General features: G+C 67.7%; 21 protein-coding genes. 9 read left to right on the top strand and 12 right to left on the bottom strand.

The window, feature by feature from the left end; all coding sequences use genetic code 11:
* The first annotated feature begins 59 nt into the window (after positions 1-59).
* Together VEIS_RS29945 and VEIS_RS27010 are read left to right on the top strand one after the other, a co-directional pair.
* Positions 60-443, top strand: a complete 384-nt coding sequence (locus tag VEIS_RS29945) for an AraC-like ligand-binding domain-containing protein (RefSeq protein ID WP_011811894.1) — start codon at positions 60-62, stop codon at positions 441-443.
* On the top strand, positions 440-1,036 hold the full coding sequence (locus tag VEIS_RS27010; protein ID WP_011811893.1) for a helix-turn-helix transcriptional regulator: 597 nt from the start codon (positions 440-442) through the stop codon (positions 1,034-1,036). Before VEIS_RS29945 ends, VEIS_RS27010 begins: the two co-directional genes overlap by 4 nt.
* A 9-nt stretch (positions 1,037-1,045) precedes the next feature.
* Here VEIS_RS27010 and VEIS_RS20340 read toward each other — a convergent pair whose 3' ends face one another.
* The gene (locus tag VEIS_RS20340; protein ID WP_011811892.1) at positions 1,046-1,996 is read right to left on the bottom strand and encodes an IS110 family RNA-guided transposase; all 951 of its coding nucleotides are present in this window, start codon (positions 1,994-1,996) and stop codon (positions 1,046-1,048) included.
* Between the two features lie 229 nt (positions 1,997-2,225).
* Between VEIS_RS20340 and VEIS_RS20335 the strand changes: the two genes are divergently transcribed.
* Genes VEIS_RS20335 through lhpI form a run of 3 tightly spaced genes read left to right on the top strand, consistent with a single transcriptional unit; the run spans position 2,226 to position 8,173 of the window.
* Complete coding sequence (locus VEIS_RS20335) at positions 2,226-3,704, top strand: short-chain fatty acid transporter (protein ID WP_011811891.1); 1,479 nt, start codon at positions 2,226-2,228, stop codon at positions 3,702-3,704.
* Positions 3,705-3,720: 16 nt separating this feature from the next.
* The gene (locus VEIS_RS20330; RefSeq protein WP_011811890.1) at positions 3,721-7,188 is read left to right on the top strand and encodes a molybdopterin-dependent oxidoreductase; all 3,468 of its coding nucleotides are present in this window, start codon (positions 3,721-3,723) and stop codon (positions 7,186-7,188) included.
* A gap of 40 nt (positions 7,189-7,228) precedes the next feature.
* A complete protein-coding gene (gene lhpI, locus VEIS_RS20325; RefSeq protein WP_011811889.1) occupies positions 7,229-8,173 on the top strand; it encodes a bifunctional Delta(1)-pyrroline-2-carboxylate/Delta(1)-piperideine-2-carboxylate reductase in 945 nt (314 codons plus the stop codon).
* Between the two features lie 21 nt (positions 8,174-8,194).
* Here lhpI and VEIS_RS20320 read toward each other — a convergent pair whose 3' ends face one another.
* Complete coding sequence (locus tag VEIS_RS20320; RefSeq protein WP_011811888.1) at positions 8,195-9,163, bottom strand: LysR family transcriptional regulator; 969 nt, start codon at positions 9,161-9,163, stop codon at positions 8,195-8,197.
* A gap of 102 nt (positions 9,164-9,265) precedes the next feature.
* On the opposite strand from VEIS_RS20320, the gene VEIS_RS20315 reads away from it, so the two are divergent.
* From VEIS_RS20315 to VEIS_RS27005, 3 genes are all read left to right on the top strand, one after another.
* Positions 9,266-10,261, top strand: coding sequence for a Bug family tripartite tricarboxylate transporter substrate binding protein (locus tag VEIS_RS20315; protein ID WP_011811887.1), 996 nt, complete (start codon positions 9,266-9,268; stop codon positions 10,259-10,261).
* Positions 10,262-10,353: 92 nt separating this feature from the next.
* Entirely contained in the window at positions 10,354-11,985 is a 1,632-nt protein-coding gene (gene ggt / locus VEIS_RS20310) for a gamma-glutamyltransferase (RefSeq protein WP_011811886.1), read from the top strand.
* Between the two features lie 59 nt (positions 11,986-12,044).
* Positions 12,045-12,197, top strand: a complete 153-nt coding sequence (locus VEIS_RS27005; protein WP_157048417.1) for a hypothetical protein — start codon at positions 12,045-12,047, stop codon at positions 12,195-12,197.
* Positions 12,198-12,312: 115 nt separating this feature from the next.
* On the opposite strand, the gene VEIS_RS20305 is transcribed toward VEIS_RS27005, so the two are convergent.
* The 3 genes from VEIS_RS20305 to VEIS_RS20295 are packed head-to-tail and all read right to left on the bottom strand — an operon-like array spanning position 12,313 to position 15,634.
* On the bottom strand, positions 12,313-13,494 hold the full coding sequence (locus VEIS_RS20305) for an acetyl-CoA C-acyltransferase (RefSeq protein ID WP_011811885.1): 1,182 nt from the start codon (positions 13,492-13,494) through the stop codon (positions 12,313-12,315).
* A gap of 25 nt (positions 13,495-13,519) precedes the next feature.
* Positions 13,520-14,377, bottom strand: coding sequence for an enoyl-CoA hydratase/isomerase family protein (locus VEIS_RS20300; RefSeq protein WP_011811884.1), 858 nt, complete (start codon positions 14,375-14,377; stop codon positions 13,520-13,522).
* Positions 14,378-14,425: 48 nt separating this feature from the next.
* Positions 14,426-15,634 carry a CaiB/BaiF CoA transferase family protein gene (locus VEIS_RS20295; RefSeq protein ID WP_011811883.1) on the bottom strand — a complete coding sequence of 403 codons (1,209 nt, stop codon included), beginning with the start codon at positions 15,632-15,634 and terminating at the stop codon, positions 14,426-14,428.
* Between the two features lie 135 nt (positions 15,635-15,769).
* Between VEIS_RS20295 and VEIS_RS20290 the strand changes: the two genes are divergently transcribed.
* Positions 15,770-16,597, top strand: a complete 828-nt coding sequence (locus VEIS_RS20290; RefSeq protein ID WP_232287761.1) for a LysR substrate-binding domain-containing protein — start codon at positions 15,770-15,772, stop codon at positions 16,595-16,597.
* 15 nt (positions 16,598-16,612) lie between these two features.
* Here the strand turns inward: VEIS_RS20290 and VEIS_RS20285 are convergent, their stop codons facing one another.
* Genes VEIS_RS20285 through VEIS_RS20255 form a run of 7 tightly spaced genes read right to left on the bottom strand, consistent with a single transcriptional unit; the run spans position 16,613 to position 26,333 of the window.
* Positions 16,613-17,593: a Bug family tripartite tricarboxylate transporter substrate binding protein gene (locus tag VEIS_RS20285; protein WP_011811881.1), complete on the bottom strand. Its 981-nt coding sequence runs from the start codon at positions 17,591-17,593 to the stop codon at positions 16,613-16,615.
* 43 nt (positions 17,594-17,636) lie between these two features.
* Positions 17,637-19,463, bottom strand: a complete 1,827-nt coding sequence (locus tag VEIS_RS20280) for an acyclic terpene utilization AtuA family protein (RefSeq protein ID WP_011811880.1) — start codon at positions 19,461-19,463, stop codon at positions 17,637-17,639.
* The gene (locus tag VEIS_RS20275; protein ID WP_011811879.1) at positions 19,460-21,625 is read right to left on the bottom strand and encodes an acetyl/propionyl/methylcrotonyl-CoA carboxylase subunit alpha; all 2,166 of its coding nucleotides are present in this window, start codon (positions 21,623-21,625) and stop codon (positions 19,460-19,462) included. Before VEIS_RS20275 ends, VEIS_RS20280 begins: the two co-directional genes overlap by 4 nt.
* 2 nt (positions 21,626-21,627) lie before the next feature.
* The gene (locus VEIS_RS20270) at positions 21,628-22,794 is read right to left on the bottom strand and encodes an acyl-CoA dehydrogenase family protein (RefSeq protein WP_011811878.1); all 1,167 of its coding nucleotides are present in this window, start codon (positions 22,792-22,794) and stop codon (positions 21,628-21,630) included.
* A 57-nt stretch (positions 22,795-22,851) separates the two neighbouring features.
* Positions 22,852-23,655 (bottom strand): enoyl-CoA hydratase/isomerase family protein, encoded by an 804-nt coding sequence (locus tag VEIS_RS20265; RefSeq protein ID WP_011811877.1) that lies wholly within the window; start codon positions 23,653-23,655, stop codon positions 22,852-22,854.
* A gap of 16 nt (positions 23,656-23,671) precedes the next feature.
* A complete protein-coding gene (locus VEIS_RS20260; protein ID WP_011811876.1) occupies positions 23,672-24,667 on the bottom strand; it encodes a Bug family tripartite tricarboxylate transporter substrate binding protein in 996 nt (331 codons plus the stop codon).
* A 43-nt stretch (positions 24,668-24,710) separates the two neighbouring features.
* Entirely contained in the window at positions 24,711-26,333 is a 1,623-nt protein-coding gene (locus VEIS_RS20255; protein WP_041951101.1) for an acyl-CoA carboxylase subunit beta, read from the bottom strand.
* Positions 26,334-26,730 lie beyond the last annotated feature (397 nt).

The following is a 26,730-nucleotide window of genomic DNA, read 5'->3' as shown; positions in this document are numbered from 1 at the left end:
CCATTTTGAAAGCCTGCACCTGCCAAGAACGGCAGAGTGAACAAGCATGGAGACAGACGATGCCCCACGCATTGACTGGAGAAACCGGAGCACTGCTCAGGCAGCACGCGCTGTTCACATCGCAGGACATCGAGGAGATCCGAGCCCGGGTCGGGGCGGCACTGAACGAGCACTGTCTGCAGCCCAGTGGGTCGTCCCTGGCGGCTCGCTTCTACGGCATCGAGGCCAACGCGCTCAGCGTCTGCCTGTTGGAGTACGGCGATGCAGTCACGGTCGAGACGCAGCCTGCACAGGACTTCCTGCTGGTGCAGACCGCACTCAGTGGTCGGGTCGGCATCACCTGCCGGGAAGGGCATTGGACGGTGAGGCCGGGCTGCACAGCGTGGTTCTGCCGTCGAATGTGCCACTTCGGCTGGATTGGGCGCCGGGGTCCACTCAGATGATCCTGAAGGTTCCGCTGCGCCGGCTGCACGAGGTGTATGACGATCTGACGGGAACACACGCCAGCGAGCCGCTGTGCTTCGACCGGGAGATCGATCTCGATTCGGTCGACGGACAGCAATGGAACGCGTTGATGCGCTACTTCTGCGAACAGCTCGCCCATCCATCACCGCTGTCCATGCCCAAGGTCCGGATGACCGAAGAAGCCATGATGCGTCACCTCCCGTGCGCGCAGTCGATGTCGGTTCGTGAGCATTTCAGCGGTCAGCCGGCCGCCTTGGCACCGAGGCACCTGCGCCGCGCGCGCGAGTTCATGGAGGCCGGCCTGCAGCAGGAGATCTCGCTGAAGGACATCGCCGACCACTGCGGCGTGAGCATTCGCAGTCTGTCGCGCGCTTTCCAGTCCTGCTACGCGCTGTCGCCCATGCAGGTGCTGCGCACGCTGCGCCTCGACAGGATCCGGGCGGAGTTGAGGCGAGGCGCCAGCGATGCGAGCGTGTCCGAAGTGGCCCTGCACTGGGGCTGTTCACACCTGGGTCGGTTTGCGGCCGCCTACCGCGCCAGATTCGGTGAAGCGTCCCAGCAACCATCTTGAATGACAAAGTCAAACCGCTTCAGCAAGTTCGTTGCGCCAAGGCGACTTGGTGCGAGCGATGGCGTTCAAGATGACCAACAACTTGTGCATGCAGGCGAGCAGAGCGACCTTTTTGGGCTTGCCGGCGGCCAGCAGCCTTGCATAGAAGGCTTTGAGCACGCGATTGAAGCGCGTGCCTACCAAGGCGGCCACGAACAGCACGCGGCGCACGTCGGCGCGACCACCGAAGATGTGGCGCTGCCCACGCAGCGTGCCCGAGTCCCGATCGATGGGGGCCAAGCCCACCAGCGAGGTGATCTGCTTGCGATTGAGCTGGCCCAACTCGGGCAGTTGCGCCAGCAGCGTGCTGGCCGTGGTGGGACCCACGCCCTTGACCGAGGTCAGCAAGGCCGCCAGATCGGCGTGGTGCGCCAGGACATGCTCCTTGAGCTGCCCGTCCAGGTCGTTGAGTTGCTCGGCAATGGTAGCCATGATCCGCAAGATGCTGGGCTTGGCCTTGGGATGTGCCAGGGCCAGTCGCTGGCGTTCGGCCACCAGCATGGCTATGAGTTGGCGGCGGCGCACCACCAGGGCGGTCAACGCGCGCTGCTGCTCGTCGGCCAGCATGCGCGGCTCGTGACCCTGGGCGTCCAGCAAGGCTGCAAAGCCGCGCAGCGCCTGCGCATCGATGCGATCGGTCTTGGCCAGTTTGCCCACGCAACGGGCAAACTCGCACGCCTGGCGCGGATTGATCACCGACACACGCAAGCCTGCCGCGGACAAGGCAAACGCCAGGTCCTGCTCGTAGCCGCCAGTGGCCTCCAGCAGCACCAGGCGCGGCGACAGCGGCGCCAGCAGTTGGCACAACTGGGCATGCCCGGCCTCATCGTTGCCAAGACTGAAGGTCTGTGCTTGACCAGTGGTGGCCACCTCGAAGGTGCGCTTGGCCACGTCGATACCTACATAAACGGGTTCACTCATACAAGTCCTGTGGCTCCCAGCCTTATGAATACGAAATGTGTTCGGTCAACCATTCGGGATGCGGCAGAACAAACAGACCACCACCGTGCGCCCTGGGCTGAAATTCGAGCTCGGGCTCGCAGGAGACACAGGCTGCACGGTGGTGAGTCAACCAGTTCAGCAATCAAGGCTGGCAACCACGCCTTGACCACTGAAGTTTGAATGATCTGAAAGATATAAGGAGACCCCCATGCCATCGACATCACACACTTCCGCCGGCCACGGCGCCCACCCCCCTGTTCCTCAAGAGGCCTCAGCCGATGCTGGACTGTTGAGCCGCCTGAGCCTGCGCTTCACCGCCTGGGCCGAGCGCTGGTTTCCCGACGCCTTCGTGTTCGCGGCCATCGCCGTGGTGGTGGTCGCGGGTGCCGCGCTGCTGAACGGATCGAGCCCGCAGGCGGTGGCCAAGTCCTTCGGCGACGGCTTCTGGAGCCTCATTGTTTTCACGATGCAGATGGCGCTGGTGGCCATCGGCGGCTACGTGGTGGCGACCTCGCCACCGGCTGCGCGACTCATCCGCAAGCTGGCCGCACTGCCCGTGTCGGGGCGCCAGGCCATCGCGTACGTGGCGGCGATCAGCATGATCCTGTCGCTCTTCAACTGGGGCATTTCGCTGATCTTCAGTGCGCTCTATGTGCGCGCGTTGGCCGGCCGCCTCGACCTGCGCATGGACTACCGCGCCGGCGGCGCGGCGGCCTACCTCGGCATGGGCGCGACCTGGGCGTTGGGGCTCAGTTCGTCGGCGGCGCAGTTGCAGGCCAACGCCAGCAGCCTGCCCAAGAGCATTCTTGACATCACCGGCGTGATCCCGTTCAGCCAGACCATCTTCCTGTGGCAGTCGGTTGCCATGGCGCTGGTGTTGATGGTCGTGTCGGTGGCCATCGCACTGTGGTCGGCGCCCGACGCGGAGCACGCGGTCACGGCGCAGGACCTGGGCGTGGACCTCACGGAAGCCAAGCCCGTTGCCCCCGAGTCCGCCGAGCGCCGCCCCGGCGAGTGGTTCGAGCGCAGCCCGCTGCTCACGCTGCTCCTGTGCGCGCTGGGCTTCGGCTGGCTGGCGCAGGAGTTCATGGCCAAGAGCCCGCTGATCGCAATCTCGGGCCTCAACACCTACAACCTGCTGTTCTTCATGATCGGGCTGCTGCTGCACTGGCGCCCGCGCAGCTTTCTCGACGCGGTGTCGAGTGCGGTGCCGTCGACGGCGGGCGTGATCATCCAGTTTCCGCTGTACGGTGCCATCGCGGCCATGCTGACCGGCGCCAAGGGCGGCGCAGGCATCACGCTGTCGGACCGCGTCGCGCATCTGTTCGTGAGCATCTCCAGCGTCGACAGCTTCGCCGTGGTGATGGGCGCCTATTCCGCCGTGCTGGGCTTTTTCATTCCCTCGGGTGGCGGCAAGTGGATCATCGAGGCGCCCTACGTCATGCAAGCGGCCAACGACTTGAAGGTCCACCTGGGCTGGGCCGTGCAGGTCTACAACGCGGCCGAAGCGTTGCCCAATCTGATCAACCCGTTTTGGATGCTGCCGCTGCTGGGCGTGCTGTCGCTGAAGGCACGCGACATCGTGGGCTTTACCTTCCTGCAATTGCTGGTGCATGCGCCGCTGGTGCTCTTCATGCTCTGGGCCTTCGGGCGCACGCTGAGCTATGTCGCGCCGGTGATGCCTTGAGCCGCGCAGGTTCCGGATGCAAGTGATGACGACGGCGGCGCCCACGCAGACCAAGCAGGGCTACTGCACGCTCTGCCGTTCGCGCTGCGGCACGCTCAACGAGGTGCAGGGCGACATGCTGGTGTCGGTGCGGCCCGACGCTTCGCACCCCACCGGCCAGGCGATGTGCATGAAGGGCAAGGCCGCGCCCGAGCTTGTGCACAGCCCGCACCGCCTGCGCTACCCGATGCGCCGCACCCGGCCCAAGACCGAAGCGGACCCGGGCTGGGTGCGCATCGGCTGGGACGAGGCGCTGGCCGAGACCGCGCAGCGCCTGGGCGCCATCAAGGCCGAGAGCGGCGCCGAGTCGGTGGTGTTCGCCGTGACCACGCCCAGCGGCACGCCACTGACGGACAGCATCGACTGGATCGAGCGCTTCGTGCGCCTCTTCGGCAGCCCCAACATCTGCTACGCGACCGAGGTCTGCAACTGGCACAAGGACTTCGCGCACGCCTTCACCTTCGGCTGTGGCATGCCCGCGGCCGACTACGCGCAGGCCGACCTGATCGTGCTGTGGGGGCACAACCCCGCGAACACCTGGCTGGCACAGGCCAATGCCATCGGCCGCGGCCGCGCGAACGGCGCGAAGATGGTGGTGATCGATCCGCGTCCCACGGCGCTCGCGCGGCAGGCCGACGCTTGGCTGCCCGTGCGGCCCGGCACCGATGCGGCACTGGCGCTGGGCCTGATCCACCTGCTGATCGCGGACGCGCGCTTCGACGAAGGTTTCGTGCGCGCGTGGACCAATGCCCCGTTGCTGGTGCGCGGCGACAACGGGCACTTCCTGCGCGAGCAGGACCTGTGGCCCGATGCCCAGGGCAACCGCTTCATGGCGTGGAACGACGCGCGGGGCTGCGCGGTGCCCTATGACACCGAGCAGGCGGCGCAAGCCCAGGACGCAGCCCACTTCCGCCTGCGCGGCGCGCTCGAGATCGACGTGGGCGCACAGCGCTTGTCGTGCGCGCCAGCCTTCGAGCTGCTGGCCCAGGGCTGTGCCGCCTACACGCCGCCGGATGTCGAACGCATCACCGGCGTTGCGCAAGCCTCGTTGCGCGCGGTCGCTGACCTGTTCGGCACTTGCCGCCGCGTGGCCTATCACGCCTGGACCGGCATCGGCCAGCACACCAACGCCACACAAGCCGAGCGCGCAGTCGCCACGTTGTACGCGTTGTGCGGGAGCTTCGACCGCATCGGCGGGAACCGCGTTCGCGTCGGTCCGCGCGTCAACGCCGTCAACTCGCTCTCACTGCTGCCCGACGCGCAGCGCGCCAAGGCCCTCGGTCTGGCCGAGCGCCCGGTTGGGCCCCCCGCGCACGGCTGGGTGACGGCGCGAGACACCTACCGCGTGATGCTCGAAGGCGAGCCTTACAAGGTGCGCGCGATGATGGCCTTCGGCACCAACCTGCCCGTGTCGCAGGCCGACACCGCGCTCGCGCACCAGGCACTGTCGCAGCTCGAATTCCATGTGCACTGCGACCTGTTCGAAACACCCGCCGCCAGATACGCCGACATCCTGCTGCCGGTCAACACACCCTGGGAGCGCGAAGGCTTGCGCATCGGCTTCGAGATCGACGACCGTGCAGCCGGCTGGGTGCAGTTGCGCCAGCGCATGGTGACGCCACGCGGCGAATCGCGCGCCGACAACGACGTGCTGTTCGACCTGGCCACCCGCCTGGGTATGGGCGACGGCTTCTTCGGCGGCAGCCTCGATGCGGGGTGGAACCACATGCTCGAGCCGCTCGGCCTCACGGTCGACCAGTTGCGCGCGCGGCCCGAAGGCATGGCCTGCGCCATCGACGCGAGCGAGCAGAAATACGCCCGCGCCACGCCCGCCGGCGTGCGCGGCTTCGACACTCCGACGCGCCGCGTCGAGCTCTATTCCGAAACCCTGCTGCGCCACGGCCAGCCGCCGGTCGCCACCTTCGTCGAACCGGCCGACACGCCACGCGATGCGAAGGCCACGCGCCAGGGCCGCTTTCCCTATGTGCTGAGTTCGGCCAAGAACGGCTTCTATTGCCACAGCCAGCACCGCAGCCTGCCTTCGCTGCGCAAGCGCGCGCCCGATCCGGTGGCCGAATTGAGCCCCGTGCTGGCGGCCGCCAAGGGCATCGTGGACGGAGACTGGATGCGCATCCGCACGCGCGTGGGCGAGGCCCGCTTCGTCGCACGCGTCACGCCCCAGTTGGGCGACGACGTCATCGTGGCCGAGTTCGGCTGGTGGCAGAGCTGCCCCGAGCTCGACCGCGACGGCCTGCCCGTCGAAGGCGCGTTGGGCAGCAACTTCAACGCGCTGATATCCGCCGACAGCTGCGACCCGGTGAGCGGCTCGGTGCCGCATCGCTCCTTTCTCTGCGACATCGAACGCGACCCGGCCACAGAGATGCGGCAGCGCAAGTGGTCCGGCTACCGGCCCTTTCGCATCAGCGCGCTGCGGCCCGAGGCCGACGGCGTGCTGGGCATCCACTTCGAGCCGGTCGACGGCGGCGAACTGCCCGATTACCGACCCGGTCAGCACATCGAGATGCAATTGCATCTGGACGACGGCACGCAGGTCACGCGCGCCTATTCGCTCACGGGCGCGGCCGAGGTGCCGGGCCGGCGCAGCTACAGCGTGGCCGTGCGCCACCAGCGCGGCCATTCGGCCGACGGCACGCCGCACGAGGGGCGCGTGTCGAGCCATCTGCACCGCGCACTGAAGGTCGGCGACACCCTCGCGCTGCGGGCGCCCTCCGGGGGCTTCGTGCTGCCGCGCCACTCGCCGCAACCACTGGTCTTCTTCGCGGGCGGCATCGGCATCACGCCCTTCATCAGCCTGCTCGAGTCGCTGCCCGACGGCGCGCAGGGGCCGGCCATCTGGCTCTACTACGCCAACCAGAACGGCACGACCCACGCGTTTCACGAGCGCATTGCGCAGCACCGCGCGCGCCTGCCGCAGTTGCAAGTGGTCGACCACTACAACGCACCACGGCTGCAGGAGCGCCAGGGCATCGACTACCAGTCGGACCGCTTCATCGACGCGAGCGTGGTGGACGACGCATTGATCGCGCAGCGTGCCCGTTTCTACCTGTGCGGACCGCCGGCCATGATGGACGCGGTGACCGCCGGCTTGGTGGCGCGGGGCGTTCCGCGCTTCGACATCTTCAGCGAGGTATTCCGCTCGCCCACCACGCCACCCACCGACGGCGACCAGCGCTTCACCGTCAGCTTCGCGCGCTCGGGCCACGCCCCCGTGACGTGGACGCCCCGGCAGGGCACCTTGCTGACCTTTGGCGAGTCGCTCGGCGTGCAGATGGCCAGCGGCTGCCGCGTGGGCCAGTGCGAGAGCTGCGCCGTGCGCCTGCTGAGCGGCAAGGTGCGCCATCTGCACGGCAGCGAACCGGAAGACCCGGCCGTGTGCCTTGCCTGCCAGGCCGTCCCGCTCGAAGACGTGGTGCTCGAGGCATGACTGCCGGCACTTTCATTCACCTGATTCCATCCGCAACCTCATGAAAATCATCGATACCGAAAGCACCCGCCGTGCATTGCCTTTCGACCGCCTGATCCCGGCCCTTCGAGAAATGTTCATCGCCGGCTGCGAGGTGCCTTTGCGGCACACGCATTCGCTCCAGGCCGGGAAGGACGCCGCGCCCCGCACCGTGCTGGTCATGCCGGCGTGGCAGCACGACCGCTACCTGGGCATCAAGACGGTGACCATCTTCCCGGACAACGCGCAGCGCGGCCTGCCCGGGCTGTTCTCGACCTATGTGCTGTACGACGCACGCACGGGCGAGCCGCTGGCGCAGATCGACGGCAACGAGATCACGTCGCGCCGCACAGCTGCCGCATCGGCCCTGGCCGCGTCCTACCTCGCGCCTGCCGACACGCGCAGCCTGCTGGTCGTCGGCTGCGGGCGTGTCGGCAGTCTGATTCCCGAGGCCTACCGCGCCGTGCGTCCGATCGAACGCGTGGTGGTATGGGACCGCGACGAATCTGCGGCGAAGGCACTCGCTGCACGGCTGTGCGAGCAGAACATCGAGGCGGCTGTCGCGCCCGACCTCGCCCAGGCGATGAACGACGTCGACATCGTGAGCTGTGCCACGCTTGCCACGCAGCCGGTGGTGCAGGGCGCGTGGCTGCGGCCTCGCAGCCACCTCGACCTGATCGGCAGCTTCACGCCGCAGATGCGCGAAGCCGACGATGCATGCTTTGCCGGCGCGCGTTTGTTTGTCGATACACAAGAAGCGTTGCAAAAGAGTGGCGAATTGCTCGGGCCCCTATCGCGCGGCGTGTTCGCCGCCGACGATGTGGCGGGGGAGTTGGCCGACCTGGCCGCGGGCCGGATTCAGGGACGCGTCGAGCGTGACGGGCGAACCGTCTTCAAGGCGGTGGGGACCGCCTTGGAGGACCTGGCCGCGGCAGTGGTGGTCTACGAGGCTTCCAATTCGAACTGAGGCACTTGCCTTCGCGGGCCGCTAAGCGCGGGGCGCCTCCTGCACCTGTGCGGCAGGCAAGCCCCGCACATGCGCCTTCAGGCAATCAATGAAGTCCATGAGCGTTGCCGAGACGTGCTCGCGGTTCCACACCACGGTGATCGGGCCGAAGCGGATGTTCGAATCGATGGCGACCTTCCGGAACAGCCCCAGCGAGGCCATGTAGTCCGCCATGGATTCCGCGCACACGCCGACATAGTCGCCCTTGTGCAGCAGGGCCTGCATCATGGCCAGCGAGGCGGTTTCTGCCTTGGGCACCAGCCACGAGGCCTGTTGCTCGATGAGGTAGGCATCCATCTGGATGCGGGTGAGCGTGCCAAGGGGCGGCATCACCCATTGCTCGCGCAGCACGTCTGCAAAGCCCAGCGGCTGCTCGCTGTGCCAGTGCTTGCTGCCCTGGCCGATGACGATGCTCACCTGGTCGTCGAAGAGCACGTGATGCGCCAACTGCGGCTGGTGCGCCCTGGCATCCAGAACGCCGATCACGGCATCCATGGCACGCGTGTCCAAGCCCTTGAGCAGGTCGTCGAACAGCCCGTCGTGAATGGACACGGCCACGTCGGCATGGCGCTGCTGGAACGCGGTCACGGCTTCGGGCAGGCCGCCGGCGATGCCGGCCCAGACGCTGCCCACGTTCAGACGCGGCACACGTCCCGCGGCCACCGCATGCATCTCGCGGCCGGTGCGGACGATGTCGCCCAGCACGGTGATGGCCAGCCGCTTGAGCAGATGCCCCGCAGGCGTCAGCTGCACCTTGCGCCCGCGCACCACCAGCGGCGTGCCCGCCACGCGTTCGAGTTCTGCCAGCCAGTGCGACATGGCAGATTGCGTCATGTGCAGCCGCGCCGCCGCTTCGGTCAGCGTGCCCGCCTCGTCCAGCACCAGAAAGGATTCCAGATGCCGGACCTTGATGCCCCGCGCCCAGGAGATGCCTTCTGAACGCTCGATCATGAGTAAACCTTCATGCTTCCATTTTGCATTTTCACTAGGCGGATGACAGGGTTGTCATGAAAATTACTTCATCTTTTATGTCAGACCCTCAGAGGAATCCCTGTGCCTGAAGCAATCACGAACGTCTACAAGATCCTGATGGGTGTCGCGGTCGCGGCCGTCACGGTCACCGCGGCCACCACCGTGTACGCGCAAGCCTCCTACCCCAGCCGGCCCGTGCGCCTGGTCGTATCGCAGGCGCCGGGCGGCAGCAGCGACACGATCGCGCGCCTGTGGGCCGAGCACGCAGGCAGGGTCATCGGCGCCACCATCGTGGTGGAGAACAAGCCCGGTGCGGGCGGCATCATTGCCGCACAGACCGCGCTGAACGCGCCCGCCGATGGCTACACGCTGCTGTTGGGCAGCGTGTCGCTGATGGTGCTCAACCAGTTCACCTACAAGCCGCTGCCCTACAACCCCGAGAAGGATTTCGTTGGCGTGACCATGCTGACCACGGTGCCGTTCGTGCTGTCGGCCAATCCCGCCACGGGCATCAAGACGCTCAAGGACCTGACGGAAAAAGCGAAGGCGGCGCCGGGCAAGCTGAACTTCGCATCCGCCGGCCTGGGCAACTCCACCCACCTGGCAGTCGAGCTTGTGTCCAATGCGTTGGGCATTTCGATGACCCACATCCCTTACAAGGGCGAGGCCGACGGCATCCTGGCCACCATCGGTGGGCAGACCGAAGTGATGGCGCCGGTGTATGGCACGGCGCTGCCCCATATCAAGAACCACAAGCTCAATCCATTGGCCGTGTTGTCGCCGCAGCGCACCCCTGAGCTGCCTGATGTGCCCACCTTGGGCGAGCTGGGCGTGAAGGGCTTCGACAACATGGGCTGGAGTGCCGTGGTGGCACGCGCCGGCACGCCGCCCGACATCGTGGAAAAGCTCAACAAGGCGACGGCGGCCTTCCACAAGAGTCCCGACGTGCAGGCCAAGCTCAAGAGCATGGGCGTGATTGCCATGTCGGGCCCTTCCGCGCTGGTCATGGAAACGGCGGCGCGTGACACCAAGGCCTGGGGGCCCACGCTCGGGGCGCTGAACCTCAGCGCCAAGTAAGGCGGCGATCGGCGCAAGCGCCGCTCTCTTTTCCTCCCATCCTCACCCCTTGTTGTGTCGACGACGCAGCAAGGGGTTCGTCAGCACAAGTCATGAAAAAAGAAGCAATGGTGGTCTGCCCGCAGCCGGAGGCCGCCGAATCGGGCATTGAGATCCTGCGCGCGGGCGGCAACGCGGTGGATGCCGCCGTGGCCACCGCGCTGGCGCAGACCGTGGTCGATCCGCTGATGTGCGGCATCGCAGGTTTTGGCACCGCGGCCGTGTACCTTCCCGGCGCGCAGGTGCACGAGTATTTCGACTTCCACTCGCCCGCGCCGCTGGCGGCCAGGGAAGACATGTGGGAGCACCTGCTGGAGGGCGAGACCAAGGACGGCTTCGGCTTCATCCTCAAGGGCCGCGTCAACGACATCGGCCCCCAGTCCATCGGCACGCCGGCCACGCTCAAGGGCCTGGAGGTCATGCACCAGGCGCACGGCCGCCTGCCGTGGCGGCAGGTGGTGGAGCCCGCGATCCGCTGGGCCGCGGACGGCTACTTCGTGCGCCCCGGCATGCACGCCTTCTGGATCGACGAGCCCACCATGGGCCGCGTCGGCAACCTGGAGCGACTGCAGTACTGCGAAGACAGCCGCCAGCTGTACTGCCGTCCCGACGGCCGCCCCAAGCCCATCGGTGCGCCGCTACGCAACGAAGGCATGGCCGCCGTGCTGCGCCAGATTGCCGAAGAGGGCGCGCGCCCGTTCTACCAGGGCGACCTGGCGCAGAAGATGGTGACGCACCTGCAGTCGCTGGGCGCGCTGATCACGCACGACGACCTGGCCCGCTATCAGGTGCAGCGCAACGCACCGCTGGTGGGCCGCTACCGCGACCGCACCATCACCACCAACCAGCCCCCGGGCGGCGGCGCCATGCTGCTGGAGATGCTCAACATCCTCGAGCACTTCGATCTAGCGAGCCTGGAACACAACAGCCCCGAATACCTGCAGAGGGTGTGCGAGGCCATGAAGAAGGCGACCATCGACAAGGACCAGAACATCGGCGACCCGAAGTTCTTCGACGTGCCGCTCGATCAGTTGCTGTCCAAGGTCATGGCCCGCGACGTGGCCGAGCAGATCCGCACGGGCCATCGCTTCAACGTGGCGCGCGTGAACCCCGGTGCGTCCGTGCCGCGCGACACCACCCACCTGAGCGTGGTGGACGCCGACGGCAACGCCGTCTCGCTGACCCACTCGCTGGCCATGCCCTCGGGCATCATCACGCCGGGCATGGGCTTTCTCTACAACGGCTGCATGGGCGTGTTCGACCCGCGCCCGGGCCGCGCCGGCAGCATCCAGCCGGGCAAGAGCCGCTTCACCTCGTCATGCCCCACCATGACCTTCAAGAACGGCGAGCTCGACGTGGTGCTCGGCGCCCCCGGCGGCACGCAGATCGCCATGGGCGTGCTGCAGGTGCTGCTCAACGTGATCGACCACGGCATGGAAATGCAGGCGGCCGTGTCGGCGCCGCGCTTTTCGTCGACCAGCAATGCCATCGACGTGTGCAACCGCATTCCGCGTTCCACCACGCGCGCGCTGGAAGCGCAGGGCTACGCCATTGGCCGCAACCCGTACAACTACACCATCGGCTGGGTGCACGGCGTGCAGGTACAGGCCGATGGCCTGCATGGCGGCGCCGACCCCGGCCGCGATGGCGTGGCGTACCGGCTGCGCGATGGATCTGTGCACTGATCGATAGGGAGGCCACCCGGGGAAGGCGATTCCACTGATCTTTGACGCCAAAGGGCCTAGTGTCGCGTCACCGATCATCTGTCGGTCTGCGCTGGCCATCGAAGCGCATCGCGGCGTTGCATCGCTTGCCAATACAGCTCGGTATGGGCTGCGCGATGCGCCTTGCGCTGCGCTCCGATGGCTGCGCGCAGCCTACGACATCTGATCGGTGACGAGACACTAGGGGTGAGCGCAGAGGAATGCGCCTTGGCAGGCTGTACTGACAAACCAAGAGGTTTTCAGTCCACTCGCGCCCCGAGGAGCGGTTGCGCACGCGGGGCGCAGTGCTCAAACAACTTCGAACAACCCCGCTGCGCCCATCCCGCCGCCCACGCACATCGTGACGACCACATGGCGCACGCCGAGCGCCTTGCCGGCGATCAGCGCGTGGCCCACGAGCCGCGAGCCCGACATGCCGAACGGGTGGCCCATTGCGATCGCGCCGCCGTGGATGTTCAGGCGCTCGTCCGGAATGCCCAGCCGGTCGCGACAGTAGAGCACCTGCACGGCGAAGGCTTCGTTGAGTTCCCACAGACCGACGTCGTCGGCGCGCACGCCGCAGCGCGCGAGCAGGCGCGGCACCGCAAACACCGGGCCGATGCCCATCTCGTCGGGCTCGCAGCCGGCCACGGCAAAGCCGCGGAAGATGCCCAGCGGCGTGAGGTTGCGCTGCTCGGCCAGCCGGCTGTTCATCAGCACGCAGGCGGAGGTGCCATCGGAAAGTTGGCTCGCATTGCCTGCCGTGATATGGCCGCCTTCGATCACCGGCTTGAGGGCCGCCAACTGCTGCGTCGACGTGCTGCGTAGACCTTCGTCGTGCGTCAGCGTGATGTCCTCGTGCGTGTCGGGTGCGCCGTCCTTGCCGGCCACGAGCTTGCGCACCTCGATGGGCGAGATCTCTTGCGCGAAGGCGTCGGCGTCGCGCGCGGCCACCGCCCGCTGCTGGCTGCGCAGGCCGTAAGCGTCTTGCTGCTCGCGACCGATGCCGTAGCGCGTGGCCACGCTCTCGGCGGTCTGGATCATGGTCTGGTACAGGCCCGGCACATGCTGCTCCAGCCACGAGTCGCGCTGGCGGTAGGTGTTGGTGTCCGTGTTGACCGTGAGGCTCACGGCGTCGAGCCCGCCTGCCACCACCGCGGGCACACCGTCGCACAGAATGCTGTGCGCGCCCATCGCAATGGCCTGCAGGCCCGAGCTGCAGAAGCGGTTCACCGTCACGCCCGCCGTGTGTTTCGGCAGCCCGGCGCGCAGCGCGACGATGCGGCCGATGTTCATGCCCGTGCTGCCCTCGGGGCGGGCCGTTCCCATGATCACGTCCTCGATCTCGTCGGGGGCCAGCCCGGCGCGTTCGACGGCATGGCGCACGGCGTGCGCGCCGAGCACGGCACCATGCGTGTCGTTGAAGGCGCCGCGGTAGGCCTTGCCGATGGGCGTTCGTGCGGTGGAAACGATGACGGCATCGATGGTCATGCCGCCCCCTTAAAATGTGTTCTCTTCAATCGCGCGCGGCGATGACCTGCTGCCAGTTCGGCGCCCGCTTGCCGCGCGCAGCGGCGACGCCTTCGATGGCCTCGCTGCGCATCTGCCGCGCGAAGGTGTCGGCGGCCTCGTCGAGGTAGCCGGGCAACTCGTCGCTCCACCAGCGCTTGGCGCCGAGCACCGTGTGGAGCATCTGCTTGGTGGCGGCCGAAGCGCCGGGCGCGCAGGCGACGATGCGTGCCAGCAGTTCGTCGGTGCGCGCAGCCAGTTGCTCGGGATCGGCCACGTGGTAGTCGAGCAGGCCGATGCGATGCGCTTCGGCAGCATCGATGCGCTCGCCCGTGAGCATGAGGCGGCGCGCGGCCTGTGCGCCGATGCGCGCTGCGACGAAGGGCAGGATCTGCCCGGGCACGAGGCCGATGGCCGCTTCGGGAAAACCGAACTTCGCACCCTGCGCGCCGATGGCGATGTCGGCTGCGCACACCAGCCCCGCACCGCCGCCCATCGCGGCACCGCGCACGCTGGCCACCACCACCTTCGGCGCACTGCAGAGCCTGCGCAGGAAGTCGCCATAGCGCCGGTTGCCTTGGGCGATCGGGTCCTTGCCGTTGGCGCCGGGCGGCGCGTTCAGGCGCTCGGCCATGTTGCCGAGGTTGCCGCCTGCGCTGAAGGCCTCGCCTGCGGCCGTGATCAGCACGACGCGTGCGGCCGGCATCTCGATGGCCTGCGTGAGCGCGGCATCGAGCGCATCGATCATCTCGGGGCCGAGCGGATTGCGCGCTTCGGGGTGGTTCAGTTCGATCTGGAAGACGGCGCCGCGCGACACGCAGCGCACGGGGGCATCTTGGGGGACGGTGGGGGTTGCTGTGTCCATGGTGTGCTTCAGGAGGGGAGGGAGTGGCGTGGTCAGTGCGTCAGTGCGTCAGTGCGGCGTGGGCGACGAGGCGAGCACGCGCGCCTGCATCAGCGCGGCAATGTGGGCGTCATCGAAGCACAGTTCGCGAAGAATCTCTTGCGTGTGTTCGCCGAGCCGTGGCGCGCGCGGCACGTGATGCGTGGCATCGATGCCGGGCAAGGCCACGCCGGGCAAGGGCGGCAGCGACGGGTCGTCCGTGCGCGTCATCGGCTGCAGCAGGCCGAGGTGGCGCACCTGCGCATCGTCGAGCAGTTGCGTGGCGTGTCGCACTTCGCCCCCCAAAATGTCGCGCGCCGCGAAGGCTGCAACCCATTGCGAATTCGTGCGGGTGGACAGAGCGGCCTTCAACGCCGCATCGATCTCGCCAGCAACGGCCAGCCGGTTTGCCGCCGTGGCCATGCGTGGATCGCTGCGCCACGCGGGCCGACCGATCACCTCACCAATGGCCGCGAACATCGCATCGCTCATCGCCGCGAGCGCGATGTGGCCGTCCGCCGTTGCGTAGATGCCTTGCGGTACCGTCGCAGCGGTGGCGGGTGCATCACCGCGCCAGACGTGCTCGATGAGCAGCGGGTTCTGTAGCGCTGCCATGCAGGCGAGCAGACTCAGGTCCAGGTGCGCGCCCAACCTTTCGAGCGAGCGTTCGCGCGCGAACAGCGCGGCACCGACGGCGTTGGCCGCGTACAGGCCGCACGACACGTCGGCGATGTAGGGCTTGGCAGTGGCCGGCGTGCCGTCGGGTGCGCGGTTGGCCACGGCCAAGCCCGAGACCGTTTGCGCGATGGCGTCGGTGCCCGGGCGCTGCGCGTCAGGCCCGCTCTGGCCGAAGCCCGAGATCGACAGGTAGATCACCGACGGATTCGCCGCGCGCACCTCGGCAGGCCCCAGGCCCATGCGCTGCGCCACGCCCGGGCGAAAGCTCTGGATCACGATGTCGGTGCGCGCCGCAAGCAAGGCGAGCAGTGCGCGGCCTTCCGGATGCCGCGCATCGCAGGCCAGGCTGCGCTTGCCGCGGTTGAAGGCCATCGTGATCGCGGTCATGCCGCCCCGCGCCAGCCCGATGCGCCGGCTCCAGTCGCCTTCGAGCGGCTCTGCCTTCACCACGTCGGCCCCGAGCTGGCGCAGGATCTGGCCGCAGTACGGCCCCGCGATGCCTTGCGAGAGATCGAGCACGCGCAGCCCGGTGTAGGCGAGGTGCGTAGAAGTCGAGGCCATGTTCAACAGCGAGTCTCTGGTTTATTTATGAATGCCAAATCGATCATGGGTTTGGCGCAAGCAATGATCCAGTTAGATAATCCGCAAGAATCGACTGACTCTTAAGCACTGCTTATGGAAACGCGTGATCTGGACATGGGACTGCTGCGAACTTTCGTGGCCGCAGCGGAGCGCGAGAGCTTCGCGGTCGCGGCGGCGCGCGTGTTTCGCACGCAGGCTGCCGTCTCGCTGCAGATGCAGCGGCTCGAAGCGGTGGTGGGCTGCGCGCTGTTCACGCGCGTAGGGCGCAACAAGCGCTTGAGCGACCAGGGCGTGCGGCTGCTGGAGTACGCGAGGCGCATCCTGAGCCTGAACGACGAGGCCTACCGCGCGATAACGCAGGAGGTCTTCGAGTCCCCCGTGAAGATCGGCGCCTGCGCCGACGCGGTCGACACGCTGATGCCCGAGTACCTGGAGATGTGCGCCGAAACCTACCCGAGCCTGCGCATCGACATCCAGGTCGGGCGCAGCCGCTGGCTTGCATCGGCGCTGCGGCGGGGTGATGTTGACCTGGTGGTCGACGTGGCGCCGCACGAAGAGTTTCATCACGTCGTGCTGCGCACCTCGCCCGTGGTGTGGTTGGCCGGCGCGCGCTTTCATTACCAGCAGAATCTGGCGCTGCCGCTGGTGCTGATCGACTCGGCCTGCCCGTTCCGCGGCATGGCGCTGGAGGCGCTGGCACAGCAGGAGCGCAACTGGCGCCCGACCTTCCAGACCTCGACGCTGGCCGGCATCCGCGCGGCGTTGCGCGCGGGGCTCGGCATCACGCCGCGCACCATTGAGATGCTGACCTCCGACATGAAGGTGGTCGATCATGAGCTGGGCCTGCCGCCGCTGCCGTCGATCGGCTACCGGCTCTATTCGCGCGTGAACGACTGCAGCGAGAGCGCGCAGAAGTTCAGCGCATTGATCGCACCGCGCTGAAGCACCTGCATTCGCTCAGGGCTGCTGCATGCCCGTGTCGCGGATGATCTTGCCCCAGGCCACCGTGTCGCGCTGTTGCAGCGCGCGCAGGTGCTGCGGCGAGGCTGGCGTGGGAAGCAAGCCCTTGGCCTGCAGGAACTCGCGGCCTTCGGGCGCATCGAGCGCTTCGCCGATCCAGGCGGCAAGCTGCGTCGACACGGCCGGCGGCGTCGAAGCCACGGCACTCCAGATCGCAATCCACGAGGCCACGTCGAAACCGGCATAACCCGATTCGGCCAGCGTCGGCACCTCGGGCAGCTGTGCGAGCCGGCTGGCTGTCGACACCGCGAGCGCGACTGCCTTGCCGGCCTTGATCTGCGGCAGAGCCGTGGCCGCGTCGCAGAAGTAGAAGTCGAACTGCCCGCCGAGCAGGTCGGTCATCGCCTGGCCACTGGCGCGGTATGGCACGTTGACGGCCTTCATGCGCGTGACCTGGCGAAACTGCTCGCCCGCGATGCGGTTGCCCACGCTGGTGCTCGCGAACGACAGGTTGCGATCGCCTTCGCCGGCCCAGGCCAGGAATTCCTTGAGCGTGCGCTGCGCAATGCGCTGCGGGTTCACGAGCAGCACGAAGGGCACCTGCGCCAGCGTGGCGAGTGGTGTGAAGTCGGCCACGGGGTCGAAGGGCAGCTTCTTGTAGATGGTGGCGTTGGCCGCATGTGTCGAGGCGCCGGACACCAGCAACGTGTACGCCTCAGCGCCGGCGCGCGTGGCGGCTTCCGCGGCGATGTTGCCGTCGACGCCGGGCTTGTTCTCCACCACCACGGCACGGCCGCTCTTGCGCGAGATCTTCTCGGCGAGGTAGCGCGCGATCGTGTCGGTCGCGCTGCCTGCGCCGTAGGCCACGATCATGTGCACGGGCTTTTCCAGCGCCTGCGCGCTGGCCGCGAACGGCAGGCTGGTGGCAAGTGCCGCAGTGAGTGCGGTGGCGAGGAACTGTCTTCTGGCGGTCGGCATGGGATGTCTCCTTTTTTGTGATCTGTTCCGGGGCGCCGGGCGCTCAGGGGCCGGCCGTCAGCAGGGCACGGGGGCAGGACACCTCCATGTCCAGCAGCATCTGGGCGTAGCACTTGCCGAGCGGGTCGGAGCGCAGGCTGCACGAGCCACCGCCGCCGAGTGCACGCTCAAGAAAGAAGTTGAAGGCGCCGATGCCGGGCAGCGCGAAGCGCGTGACCTGGCCTTCCATGAGGTGCGCGAAGTAGTCGCGCACGCGCGCGGCGGTGAGCTGCTGCTGCAGAACCGGCACCCATTCGGGCTGGCGCGCGAGCACGCCGATGTTGGCGTCGTTGCCTTTGTCCCCGCTGCGCGCTTGCGCCAAGTGCGACAGGGGCACACGCACGCTGTCGGCTTCATCAACGGCCGGTGTCGGCGCGTCGGGCTGCGATGTAGTTGCAACATCGCGCGAATCTGCACGCGGCACCGGCGCCGCCAACGTGATCGCGGGCTCGCGCGCATCGGTCTGCAGCCGCACCGGCACCTGCGCCTTGTCGATGTAGTACGACGCCGTGCAGATTACGCCCTGTACGTCGGAGCGCCCGCCGAAGTGGCTGCGCGTGCCCGGCCCCATCGAGGTGCCCGCCGAAGCGGATTCCTTCTGCAGGATCTCCAGCGCCTTGCGATCATCGTGTTGGGCCGCGATGCGCAGCACGATCTCGCGGCTTTCTTCCACGCGGCGGTGCGGACCGTACATCGACTCGGCGCCCAGCAGTTCCACCAGCGTGCCGCTGTAGTCGGCAAAGCCCTGCTCTTGCATGAGGCGCCGCGTGCGGGTGAGCAGTTCCTGTGCGGTGCGCTCGGCCTTAGCCTTGGCACGCTGCCCGCGGATCGCCATCATGATCGCGATCTGGAAGCCCTTCTGGAACGTCGTCGTTACCTTGTAGACATCTGACGGCGCCTGTCCGCGTGCGCCCGTGACGCGCACGCGGTCGTCGCCACTGTTCTCGATGCGCACCTGCGTGAAGTCGCAGACCACGTCGGGCAGGGCGTAGCGCGTGGGGTCGCCGATCTCGTAGAGCAACTGTTCGGCCACGGTCGCGCGATGGATGCACCCGCCCGTGTGCGCGGGCTTGGACAGATCGAAGCTGCCGTCGGCGCGCAGCTCGACGATCGGGTAGCCGATGCCGGCCCAGTCGGGCACGGTTTCCCAGTCGGTGAAGAGGCCACCGGTGGCCTGCGCGCCGCATTCGATCAGGTGGCCCGCGAGACTGGCCTGGGCCAGCTTGTCGTACTCGTCGAACGACCAGCCGAACTCATAGGCCGCAATGCCGAGCAGCGAGGCGCTGTCGACGCAGCGGCCGGTGATGACGATGTCGGCGCCTGCGCGCAAGGCTTCGGCGATGGGCCAGGCGCCCAGGTACGCGTTGGCCGACATCAGCGGCGCCGGAGCGGCAGTGGCGGTGCCGGCTTCGGGCGTGTCGCGGAACTGCGCACCGAGTTCGAGCACGTCATCGCCCGTGACGATGGCGATCCGCGGCGAGAGCCCTTGCTCATGAGCGAGCGCCAGCAGCGCATCTCGGCACTTCGCGGGGTTCAGGCCGCCGGCATTGGAGACCAGGCGCACCTTGCGTTCCATCAGTGCGCGCAGGTTCGGCCTCACGGCAGTGGTGATGAAGTCGGTCGCGTAGCCGAGGTCGGGGTTACGTAGGCGCGCGCGCTGAAGAATCGACATCGTGGTCTCGGCCAAGTAGTCGAACACCAGGTAGTCGAGCTTGGGCGCCTGCAGCAACTGCGGCACGGCGATCTGCGAGTCGCCCCAGAAGCCGGAGGCGCCGCCGATGTAGAGGGTTCGGTCCGCGGCGGACGCGGATGTGTGTGCGATCGTGTTCATTCGGCGACGAGCTCCATCAGCACCTGGCCGGCGCTGAGCTGGCTGCCCACCTCCACCAGGATCTGTCCCACCACCCCCGCGCCGGGGGCGCACAACGGCATTTCCATCTTCATCGACTCCATCACCACCAGCGGCTGGTTTGCTTCGACTCGGCCGCCGCTCTTCACCGGCAGCGCGATCACGCGGCCACTCATCGGCGCACGCACGCCTAGTGTCGCGTCACCGATCATCTGTCGGTCTGCGCTGGCCATCGAAGCGCATCGCGGCGTTGCATCGCTTGCCAATACGCCCGGTATTGGCTGCGCGATGCGCCTTGCGCTGCGCTCCGATGGCTGCGCGCAGCCTACGACATCTGATCCGTGACGCGACACTAGGTCCTGAGCGCCGTCGCTGTTGCCGCTGCCAAAGCGCGTGACGCGCTGGTAGCGGTGCGCATCGGCGCCGTCCTGCACCCACACGCTGTCGGCGTCGGGGCTGAAGAAGGCGAGCCGGCGGTAAAGGCCGTCGACGGCGCAGCCGATCTCGCCGTCGGCGATGTGCAGGCTGTCGACATGGCGCGGCGCTTGCGCGTCGTCGGAGGTGGCAGCCGCCGCATGCACGCCGACGTTCAGGCTGCCGTCGGCCCTGTGCGCGATGGACACCCGCCGCGCCTCGCCGCCGGGGCCGCACCGGGTGGCGCTGGCTGTATCGAACGAAGGCACGAGCCACAGCTCGGCGGTCGGGCACAGCCGTGCTTCGGCGGCGTTGGGCGCGGCGGTCATGCCACCGAGCACCAGCGCTGCCACCGTTTCGGCGTGCGCCGACGGCTGGGCCTGCCAGTGCGCGCCGTGCAGGTCTTCCTGCCCGAGGAAGCCGGTGGTGGCTTCGCCCGCGCGGAACATGGGGTGCTGCAGGCAGCGCGAGAGAAAACCCAGGTTGGAGCGCACGCCGAGCAGCACCGTGCGTTCGCAGGCCCGCACGAGCTTGCCCAGGCACTCGTCGCGGCTGGGCGCGACGGCCAACACCTTGGCGACCATCGAGTCGTAGTACGGGCTCACCGCCGTGCCGCTTTCGAGCGCGGTGTCGGTACGCACATCGGGCGCGGCACGCCAGCGGTCGACGCGGCCGACCTGCGGCATGAAGCCCGCGGCCGGGTCTTCGGCGCACACGCGCAATTCGATCGCATGGCCCTGGAAGCGCACGTCGTCTTGTGCGAAGCCCAGCGGTTCGCCCTGGGCCACGCGCAACTGCTGGTCGACGAGGTCCAGCCCCGTGATCAGCTCCGTCACGCCGTGCTCGACCTGCAGCCGCGTGTTCATTTCCATGAAGTAGAACGAGCGGTCGGCGCCCAGCAGGAACTCCAGCGTGCCGACGCCCGTGTAGCCGATGGCGGCGCAGGCCTTGCGCGCGATCTCGCCCATCTCGTGGCGCAGCGAGGCATCGACGGCCGGCGAGGGTGCCTCCTCGATCACCTTCTGGAAGCGCCGCTGGGTCGAGCAGTCGCGCTCGCCCAGGTGCAACTGGTGGCCGTGTTCGTCGCACAGCACCTGGATCTCGATGTGGCGCGCGCGTTCGATCGCGCGCTCGATGATGATCTCGTCGGAGCCGAAGGCACTGGCCGCTTCGGAGCGCGCCTGGCGCAGCAACTCGGGCAGTGCGCTTTCCTCGTGCACCACGCGCATGCCGCGCCCGCCGCCGCCGGCCGCAGCCTTGAGGATCACCGGGTAGCCGACGCGCCGCACGGCCTCCAGCACCTGTGCATCGCTGCCTGAGGCGGGCGCACCCGGCACGGTGGGCACGCCGGCCTCGCGCATCGCGGCCTTGGCCTGGGCCTTGTTGCCCATGAGGTCGATCACGCGGGCTGAGGGCCCGACGAACACCAGTCCGGCGTCGGCCACGGCCTGCGCGAAGGCGGCGTTTTCTGAAAGAAAGCCGTAACCCGGGTGCACGGCCTGGGCGCCCGTGCGCCGGCAGGCATCGAGGATGGCCTCGATGTTCCGGTAGCTGGCGTTGGCCTCGGCCGGCCCGAGGCGCACCGCGAGGTCGGCCTCGCGCACATGCAGGCTGGCGGCGTCGGCGTCCGAATACACCGCGACGGTGCGCAGGCCCATGCGGCGCGCGGTGCGCATGACGCGCAGGGCGATCTCGCCGCGGTTGGCAATCAGCAGGGTGTCGAAGCGCATGGTCAGGCGGCGCGCTTGGGCAGGATGCCCATGTGCTTGCAGATGATGGTGAGCATGATTTCGTCGGCGCCGCCGCCAATGGAGATGAGCCGCAGGTCGCGCCAGGCGCGCGAGACGGAGTTGTCCCAGGTGAAGCCCATGCCGCCCCAGTACTGCAGGCACGAGTCGGTGACCTCGCGGCACAGCCGGCCGGCCTTGAGCTTGGCCATCGAGGCCAGCTCGGTCATGTCGCCATCGGCCATGTGGACCTGCGCGGCCCGGTAGATCAGCGAGCGCAGCAGTTCGATCTCGGTCTTGAGCTCGGCCATGCGGAAATGCACCACCTGGTTGTCCAGGATCGATTGGCCGAAGGCCTTGCGCTGGCGTGTGTAGTCGATGGTCTCGTGCACCACGTTCATCAGCGCGGTAACGCGCCGCGTGGCGCCGCTCAGGCGTTCTTCCTGGAACTGCTTCATCTGGTAGATGAAGCCCTTGCCTTCTTCGCCAATGCGGTAGCGCTGCGGCACGCGTACGTCGTCGAAGAACACCTGCGCGGTGTCGGACGACCACATGCCGACCTTCTTGATCTTGTTCATCGTGATGCCGGGGCGCAGCTTGCCGTTCTCGCGCAGCGGCAGGCAGATCAACGACTTGTTGCGGTGCGGGTCCTCGCCGCCGGTGTTGGCCAGCAGGCACATCCAGTCGGCCTGCAAGCCATTGGTGATCCACATCTTGGAGCCGTTGATCACGTAGTCGTCGCCGTCCTTGCGCGCCGTGGTCTTCACCGAGGCCACGTCGGAGCCGGCGCCGGCTTCGGAGACGCCCAGGCACACCACGTAGTCGCCCGCCACCGTGGGCTTGAGGAAGCGCTCGCGCAGCTCGTCGGAGCCGAAGCGCGCGAGTGCCGGCGTGGCCATGTCGGTCTGCACCGCGATGGCCATGCCCACGCCACCGGCGCCGATGCCGCCGATGGCCTCGCAGAAGGCGATCTCGTAGGAGTAGTCCAGGCCCATGCCGCCGAACTCCACGGGCTTGTTCACGCCGAGGAAACCGGCGTTGCCGAGCTTCTTGAAGATGTCGTGCGCGGGAAAGATTTCGGCGGCTTCCCATTCGTCGATGTGCGGCGTGATCTCGCGCGCGATGAACTGGCGAACGCTGTCTTGGAGGGCGATGTGTTCAGGAGTCAGCATGGTCGTGAGGCAGAAGAAAAAGGGTGGATGAAAAGAAGGAAGGTAGAGGGCGGCCGTTCAGTGTGGCCGCTCCCAGTCGTAGCGAAAGGGCGTGCCGCTCGCGAAGTCGTCGATGGCCTGCTGGTGGAAGCTGGAGTGGAAGAAGATGGCCTGCGCTGCGGCTTCCATCTCGACCAGTGCCCGCGCATCGAGGTGGAAGGACTGGTTCAGGATGCGTTTGCTCGCACCGATGGCGGCGGTTGGCCCCTGCGCGAGCCGGCGTGCGAGTGCCATGGCTTCGTCCATCAGCCGTTCGCCCGCATGGACGGCGAGTGCGATGCGCAAGGCGAGGGCTTCGGCCGCATCGACCTTGCGGCCCGTGAAGGTGATTTCCTTGGCCGATTGCAGGCCGACGATGCGCGGCAGCGTGAAGAACAGGCCGGTGTCGGGCACCAGGCCGACGCGGCTGAACGAGGTGCGAAAGTACGCCTCGGGCGCGCACAGGATGAAGTCGGCAGCCAGTGCCAGGCCGAAGCCTGCGCCGATCGCCGGTCCGTTGACCGCGGCGATCACCGGCATCTCCAGGTTCATCAGCGGCTGCACCCAGTCGTGCAACTGGTAGATGCGGCGCCGGTCGAAGTCGGCGCTGCGCTCGGCGTTCTTCAGGTGCCGCAGGTCGCCGCCGCTGCAGAAGGAGCGGCCTTCGCCGGTGATGACCAGCGCGCCGAGCTCGCGGTCGTGCGACAGCTCGGCCAGCAGGCGCCGCAACTCGGTCTTGAGCGTTTCGCTCAGGCTGTTGTGTTGCGCCGGGCAGCGCAGCGTGAGCAGGCCGATGCGGTCTTCGACGACCTCGAACGACAGCGATGTGTAGGCGAATGACATCTCGTGCGTCGCGCGTTCAGTTGGCGACCATCTGCGCGGCCCTGATCGCCTGGCCCCAGCGCAGCGTCTCGCGCTGCTGCAGCGTGCGCAGCGCCTCGGGCGAACCCGGGTAGGGCAGTAGGCCCTGCTTCTCGAGAAACTGCTTGCCGGCCGGCGAGCCCATGGCGTCGTTGATCGCGGCGCTGGCGGCGCGCACCAGCTCGGGCGGGGTGCCCGCGCTGGTCCAGACCGCGAGCCACGAGGCGAAGTCGAAATCCGGAAATCCCGACTCGGCGATGGTCGGTAGGTCGGGTGCGGCCGGCAGGCGCTCGGCCACCGTCACGCCGAGCGCGATCGCGCGGCCCGCTTGCACCTGCTGCAGCGCGTTGACGGCGTCGGCGATGTAGAAGTCGACGTGCCCGCCGAGCAGGTCGGTCATGGCCTGCGCGCCCGACTTGTAGGCCACGTTCACGGCGTCGAACTTTGCCGTGAGCTTGAGCTGTTCGACACCGACACGGCTGGCCACGGCGGCGCTGGCGTAGGCCAGCTTGCCGGGGTTGGCGCGGGCGTGGGCGATGAAGTCCTTCAGGGTGCGCGCTGCCAGCCGGTTGCCGTTGATCAACAACACGTAGGGCACGCGTGCATAGGTGGTGACGGGTGCGAAGTCTTTCTCGGGGTCGAAGGACATCGACTTGTACAGGTGCACGTTGGCCGCGTGCGTGTTGTTGCCGGTGACGAGGAAGGTGTGGCCGTCGGGGGCCGAACGTGCCACCACTTCGGCCGCAAGGTTGCCATCGGCGCCGGGGCGGTTGTCGACCACCACGGGCTGCTTGCTGCGCTCGGCGATCTGGTTCGCGAAGAAGCGCGTCGCCGCGTCGGACGCGGAGCCGCCGGCAGCGGCGCCGACGATGAACTTCACGGTCTTGGTGGGCCAGGCGGCCTTGGGCTGGGCGTTCGCGAGGGGGCCGAAGCCTGCGGCCAAGCCGGCCATGGTGGCCATGGTGGCCAGCATCACACGTCGATCGATGGTCATTTCTGTCTTGTCTCTTGTTGTCGTGTGGGGAACAGGGCGCGCGTCAGAAGCGCGCGACGCCGAACTGGATCGGGATGACGGGGCGCGTCTTCGCGGCGGCGGCGGTCTTGAGCACCACGCCGAGCACTTCGCGCGTGTTGCGCGGGTCGATGATTCCGTCGTCCAGCAGCAGGCTGCTGGTGTAGATGGCGGTCGACTGCTCGTTGAAGTTGTCGACGATCTCGCGGCTCTCCTGGGCCAGTGCGTCTTCGTCGACCGCGCGTCCCGCGCGCCGTGCGGCGCCCTCGGCCACCATGCGCATCGTCATCGCAGCCTGCTCGCCGCCCATCACGGCGGTCTTGGCGTTGGGCCACGAGAACAAAAAGTCGGGCTTGAACGCGCGGCCGCACATGCCGTAGTTGCCGGCACCGAACGAGGCGCCGCACAGCAGCGTGATGCGCGGCACGGGCGCGTTCGACAGCGCCTGGATCAGCTTGGCGCCGTGCTTGATCATCCCGGCCTCTTCGTGCGCGCGGCCGACGATGAAGCCGGTGATGTTCTGCAGGAACAGGATCGGGCGGTCCAGCTGCACGCACAGCTGGATGAACTCGGCGGCCTTGGTGGCCCCCGCCGGATCGAGCGGCCCGTTGTTGGTGAGGATGCCGACCGGCTGGCCGTGCACGGTGGCGTAGCCGCACACGGTGGGTGCACCATACAGCTGCTTGAACTCGTGGAAGTCCGAGTCGTCGACCAGGCGTGCGATGACTTCGCGCATGTCCACCGGCGTGCGAGCGTCAGCGGGCATCACGCCCAGCAGGTCTTCGCGGTCATGGCGCGGTGGACGGATGGGCGAAGCCGGCAATACCGCGGTGTCGGTCCAGCCGATCGCGCGCAGGATGTCGCGGATGCGCGCGATGCCGTCCAGGTCGTTCTCGGCCACGTAGTCGGCCAGGCCCGAGGTGCGCGCGTGCATGTCGGCACCGCCGAGTTCTTCCTCGGTGGCTTCTTCGCCCGTGGCCGCCTTGAGCAGCGCGGGACCCGCGAGAAAAGCGCGCGCCTGCTGGCGCACCATGACCACGTAATCGGACAGCCCTGGCAGATAGGCGCCGCCGGCGGCCGACGAGCCGTGGATGAGCGAAATCACCGGCAGTCCCGCCGCCGACAACCGCGCGAGGTTGTAGAACATGCCGCCGCCGACGATGAAGCGCTCGACGCGGTACTTCTTGAGGTTGCCGCCCGCGCTTTCCACCAGCTGCACGAAAGGCAGCTTGTGCGCGAGCGCGATCTCTTGCGCACGGATCAACTTCTGGCCGGTGAGTGACTGCATCGCGCCGGCGCTGATGCCCGCGTCGTTCACGGCGACCATGCAGCGCACGCCCGAGATGTGGCCGATGCCCACGATCAGCGCGCTGCCCGGGATGCTGGTGGCTGGGTCGCGGTCCTCGATGCCGCAGTAGCCCGCCAGCGTCATCAGTTCGAGAAAGGGGCGGCCCGAGTCCAGCAGGTGGGCGAGCCGTTCACGCGGCAGCAGCTTGCCGCGCGCGTGAAAGTTGGCGGCCGAGCGCGCCGAGCGCAGGACCGCGCGCTGCTCGAGCGCGCGCACCTGTTCCACCAGATCCAGCATGTGGGCTTTGTTGCGCGTGTACGCGGGGCTGGCCGGTGCCAGGTTCGATGCAAGTGTCGTCATCTGCTCCTCGTCGATCGTGCCGCCTGCGAGGCGCCACATGGGTGGTTGACCACGGTGCGGTGCCGTGCATGCCCTGTCTGTCGGGGATGATGGCAGTGGGGTGCACCGATTTCCATCAAGATTTTCAGACCGAACTGATAAGAATCGCTTATGGATGAATCGGGGTTTTCACGGGCGCGGAGTCAGATCTCAGAGGAGAGATTGAAAATTGCGTGGTGCGCCACGGTGCAGATGGAAGAGAAACTCGTGGCTTTTCTAATGGATCGCAGCGATGCGGCGAAGCGTTCGGGCGCTTCGGTCCGCTTTCGCGATGCAGATCACAGGCCCGTCGTGGCGCGCGCCGATCCGGCGGCCGCTTTGAATCGCGCCAGGTAGGGCGCTCAGGCCATCAGGTTCG

The organism is Verminephrobacter eiseniae EF01-2 (assembly GCF_000015565.1).
Taxonomy (GTDB): Bacteria; Pseudomonadota; Gammaproteobacteria; order Burkholderiales; family Burkholderiaceae_C; genus Acidovorax; species Acidovorax eiseniae.
Note: the sequence above shows the minus strand (reverse complement) of the source record. Positions and strands in the feature narration are given on the sequence as shown.

What these genes read in the sequence shown, in the direction of transcription:
- VEIS_RS20340 (WP_011811892.1), bottom strand. Translation starts at nt 1,996, where the DNA reads ATGAGTGAACCCGTTTATGTAGGTATCGACGTGGCCAAGCGCACCTTC.
- VEIS_RS20330 (WP_011811890.1), top strand. Translation starts at nt 3,721, where the DNA reads ATGCAAGTGATGACGACGGCGGCGCCCACGCAGACCAAGCAGGGCTAC.
- VEIS_RS27010 (WP_011811893.1), top strand. Translation starts at nt 440, where the DNA reads ATGATCCTGAAGGTTCCGCTGCGCCGGCTGCACGAGGTGTATGACGAT.
- VEIS_RS20285 (WP_011811881.1), bottom strand. Translation starts at nt 17,593, where the DNA reads ATGCCGACCGCCAGAAGACAGTTCCTCGCCACCGCACTCACTGCGGCA.
- VEIS_RS20295 (WP_011811883.1), bottom strand. Translation starts at nt 15,634, where the DNA reads ATGGCCTCGACTTCTACGCACCTCGCCTACACCGGGCTGCGCGTGCTC.
- VEIS_RS20305 (WP_011811885.1), bottom strand. Translation starts at nt 13,494, where the DNA reads ATGACCATCGATGCCGTCATCGTTTCCACCGCACGAACGCCCATCGGC.
- lhpI (WP_011811889.1), top strand. Translation starts at nt 7,229, where the DNA reads ATGAAAATCATCGATACCGAAAGCACCCGCCGTGCATTGCCTTTCGAC.
- VEIS_RS20265 (WP_011811877.1), bottom strand. Translation starts at nt 23,655, where the DNA reads ATGTCATTCGCCTACACATCGCTGTCGTTCGAGGTCGTCGAAGACCGC.
- VEIS_RS29945 (WP_011811894.1), top strand. Translation starts at nt 60, where the DNA reads ATGCCCCACGCATTGACTGGAGAAACCGGAGCACTGCTCAGGCAGCAC.
- VEIS_RS20335 (WP_011811891.1), top strand. Translation starts at nt 2,226, where the DNA reads ATGCCATCGACATCACACACTTCCGCCGGCCACGGCGCCCACCCCCCT.
- VEIS_RS20270 (WP_011811878.1), bottom strand. Translation starts at nt 22,794, where the DNA reads ATGCTGACTCCTGAACACATCGCCCTCCAAGACAGCGTTCGCCAGTTC.
- VEIS_RS20290 (WP_232287761.1), top strand. Translation starts at nt 15,770, where the DNA reads ATGGGACTGCTGCGAACTTTCGTGGCCGCAGCGGAGCGCGAGAGCTTC.
- ggt (WP_011811886.1), top strand. Translation starts at nt 10,354, where the DNA reads ATGAAAAAAGAAGCAATGGTGGTCTGCCCGCAGCCGGAGGCCGCCGAA.
- VEIS_RS20275 (WP_011811879.1), bottom strand. Translation starts at nt 21,625, where the DNA reads ATGCGCTTCGACACCCTGCTGATTGCCAACCGCGGCGAGATCGCCCTG.
- VEIS_RS20260 (WP_011811876.1), bottom strand. Translation starts at nt 24,667, where the DNA reads ATGACCATCGATCGACGTGTGATGCTGGCCACCATGGCCACCATGGCC.
- VEIS_RS20300 (WP_011811884.1), bottom strand. Translation starts at nt 14,377, where the DNA reads ATGGACACAGCAACCCCCACCGTCCCCCAAGATGCCCCCGTGCGCTGC.
- VEIS_RS20255 (WP_041951101.1), bottom strand. Translation starts at nt 26,333, where the DNA reads ATGACGACACTTGCATCGAACCTGGCACCGGCCAGCCCCGCGTACACG.
- VEIS_RS20280 (WP_011811880.1), bottom strand. Translation starts at nt 19,463, where the DNA reads ATGAACACGATCGCACACACATCCGCGTCCGCCGCGGACCGAACCCTC.
- VEIS_RS20320 (WP_011811888.1), bottom strand. Translation starts at nt 9,163, where the DNA reads ATGATCGAGCGTTCAGAAGGCATCTCCTGGGCGCGGGGCATCAAGGTC.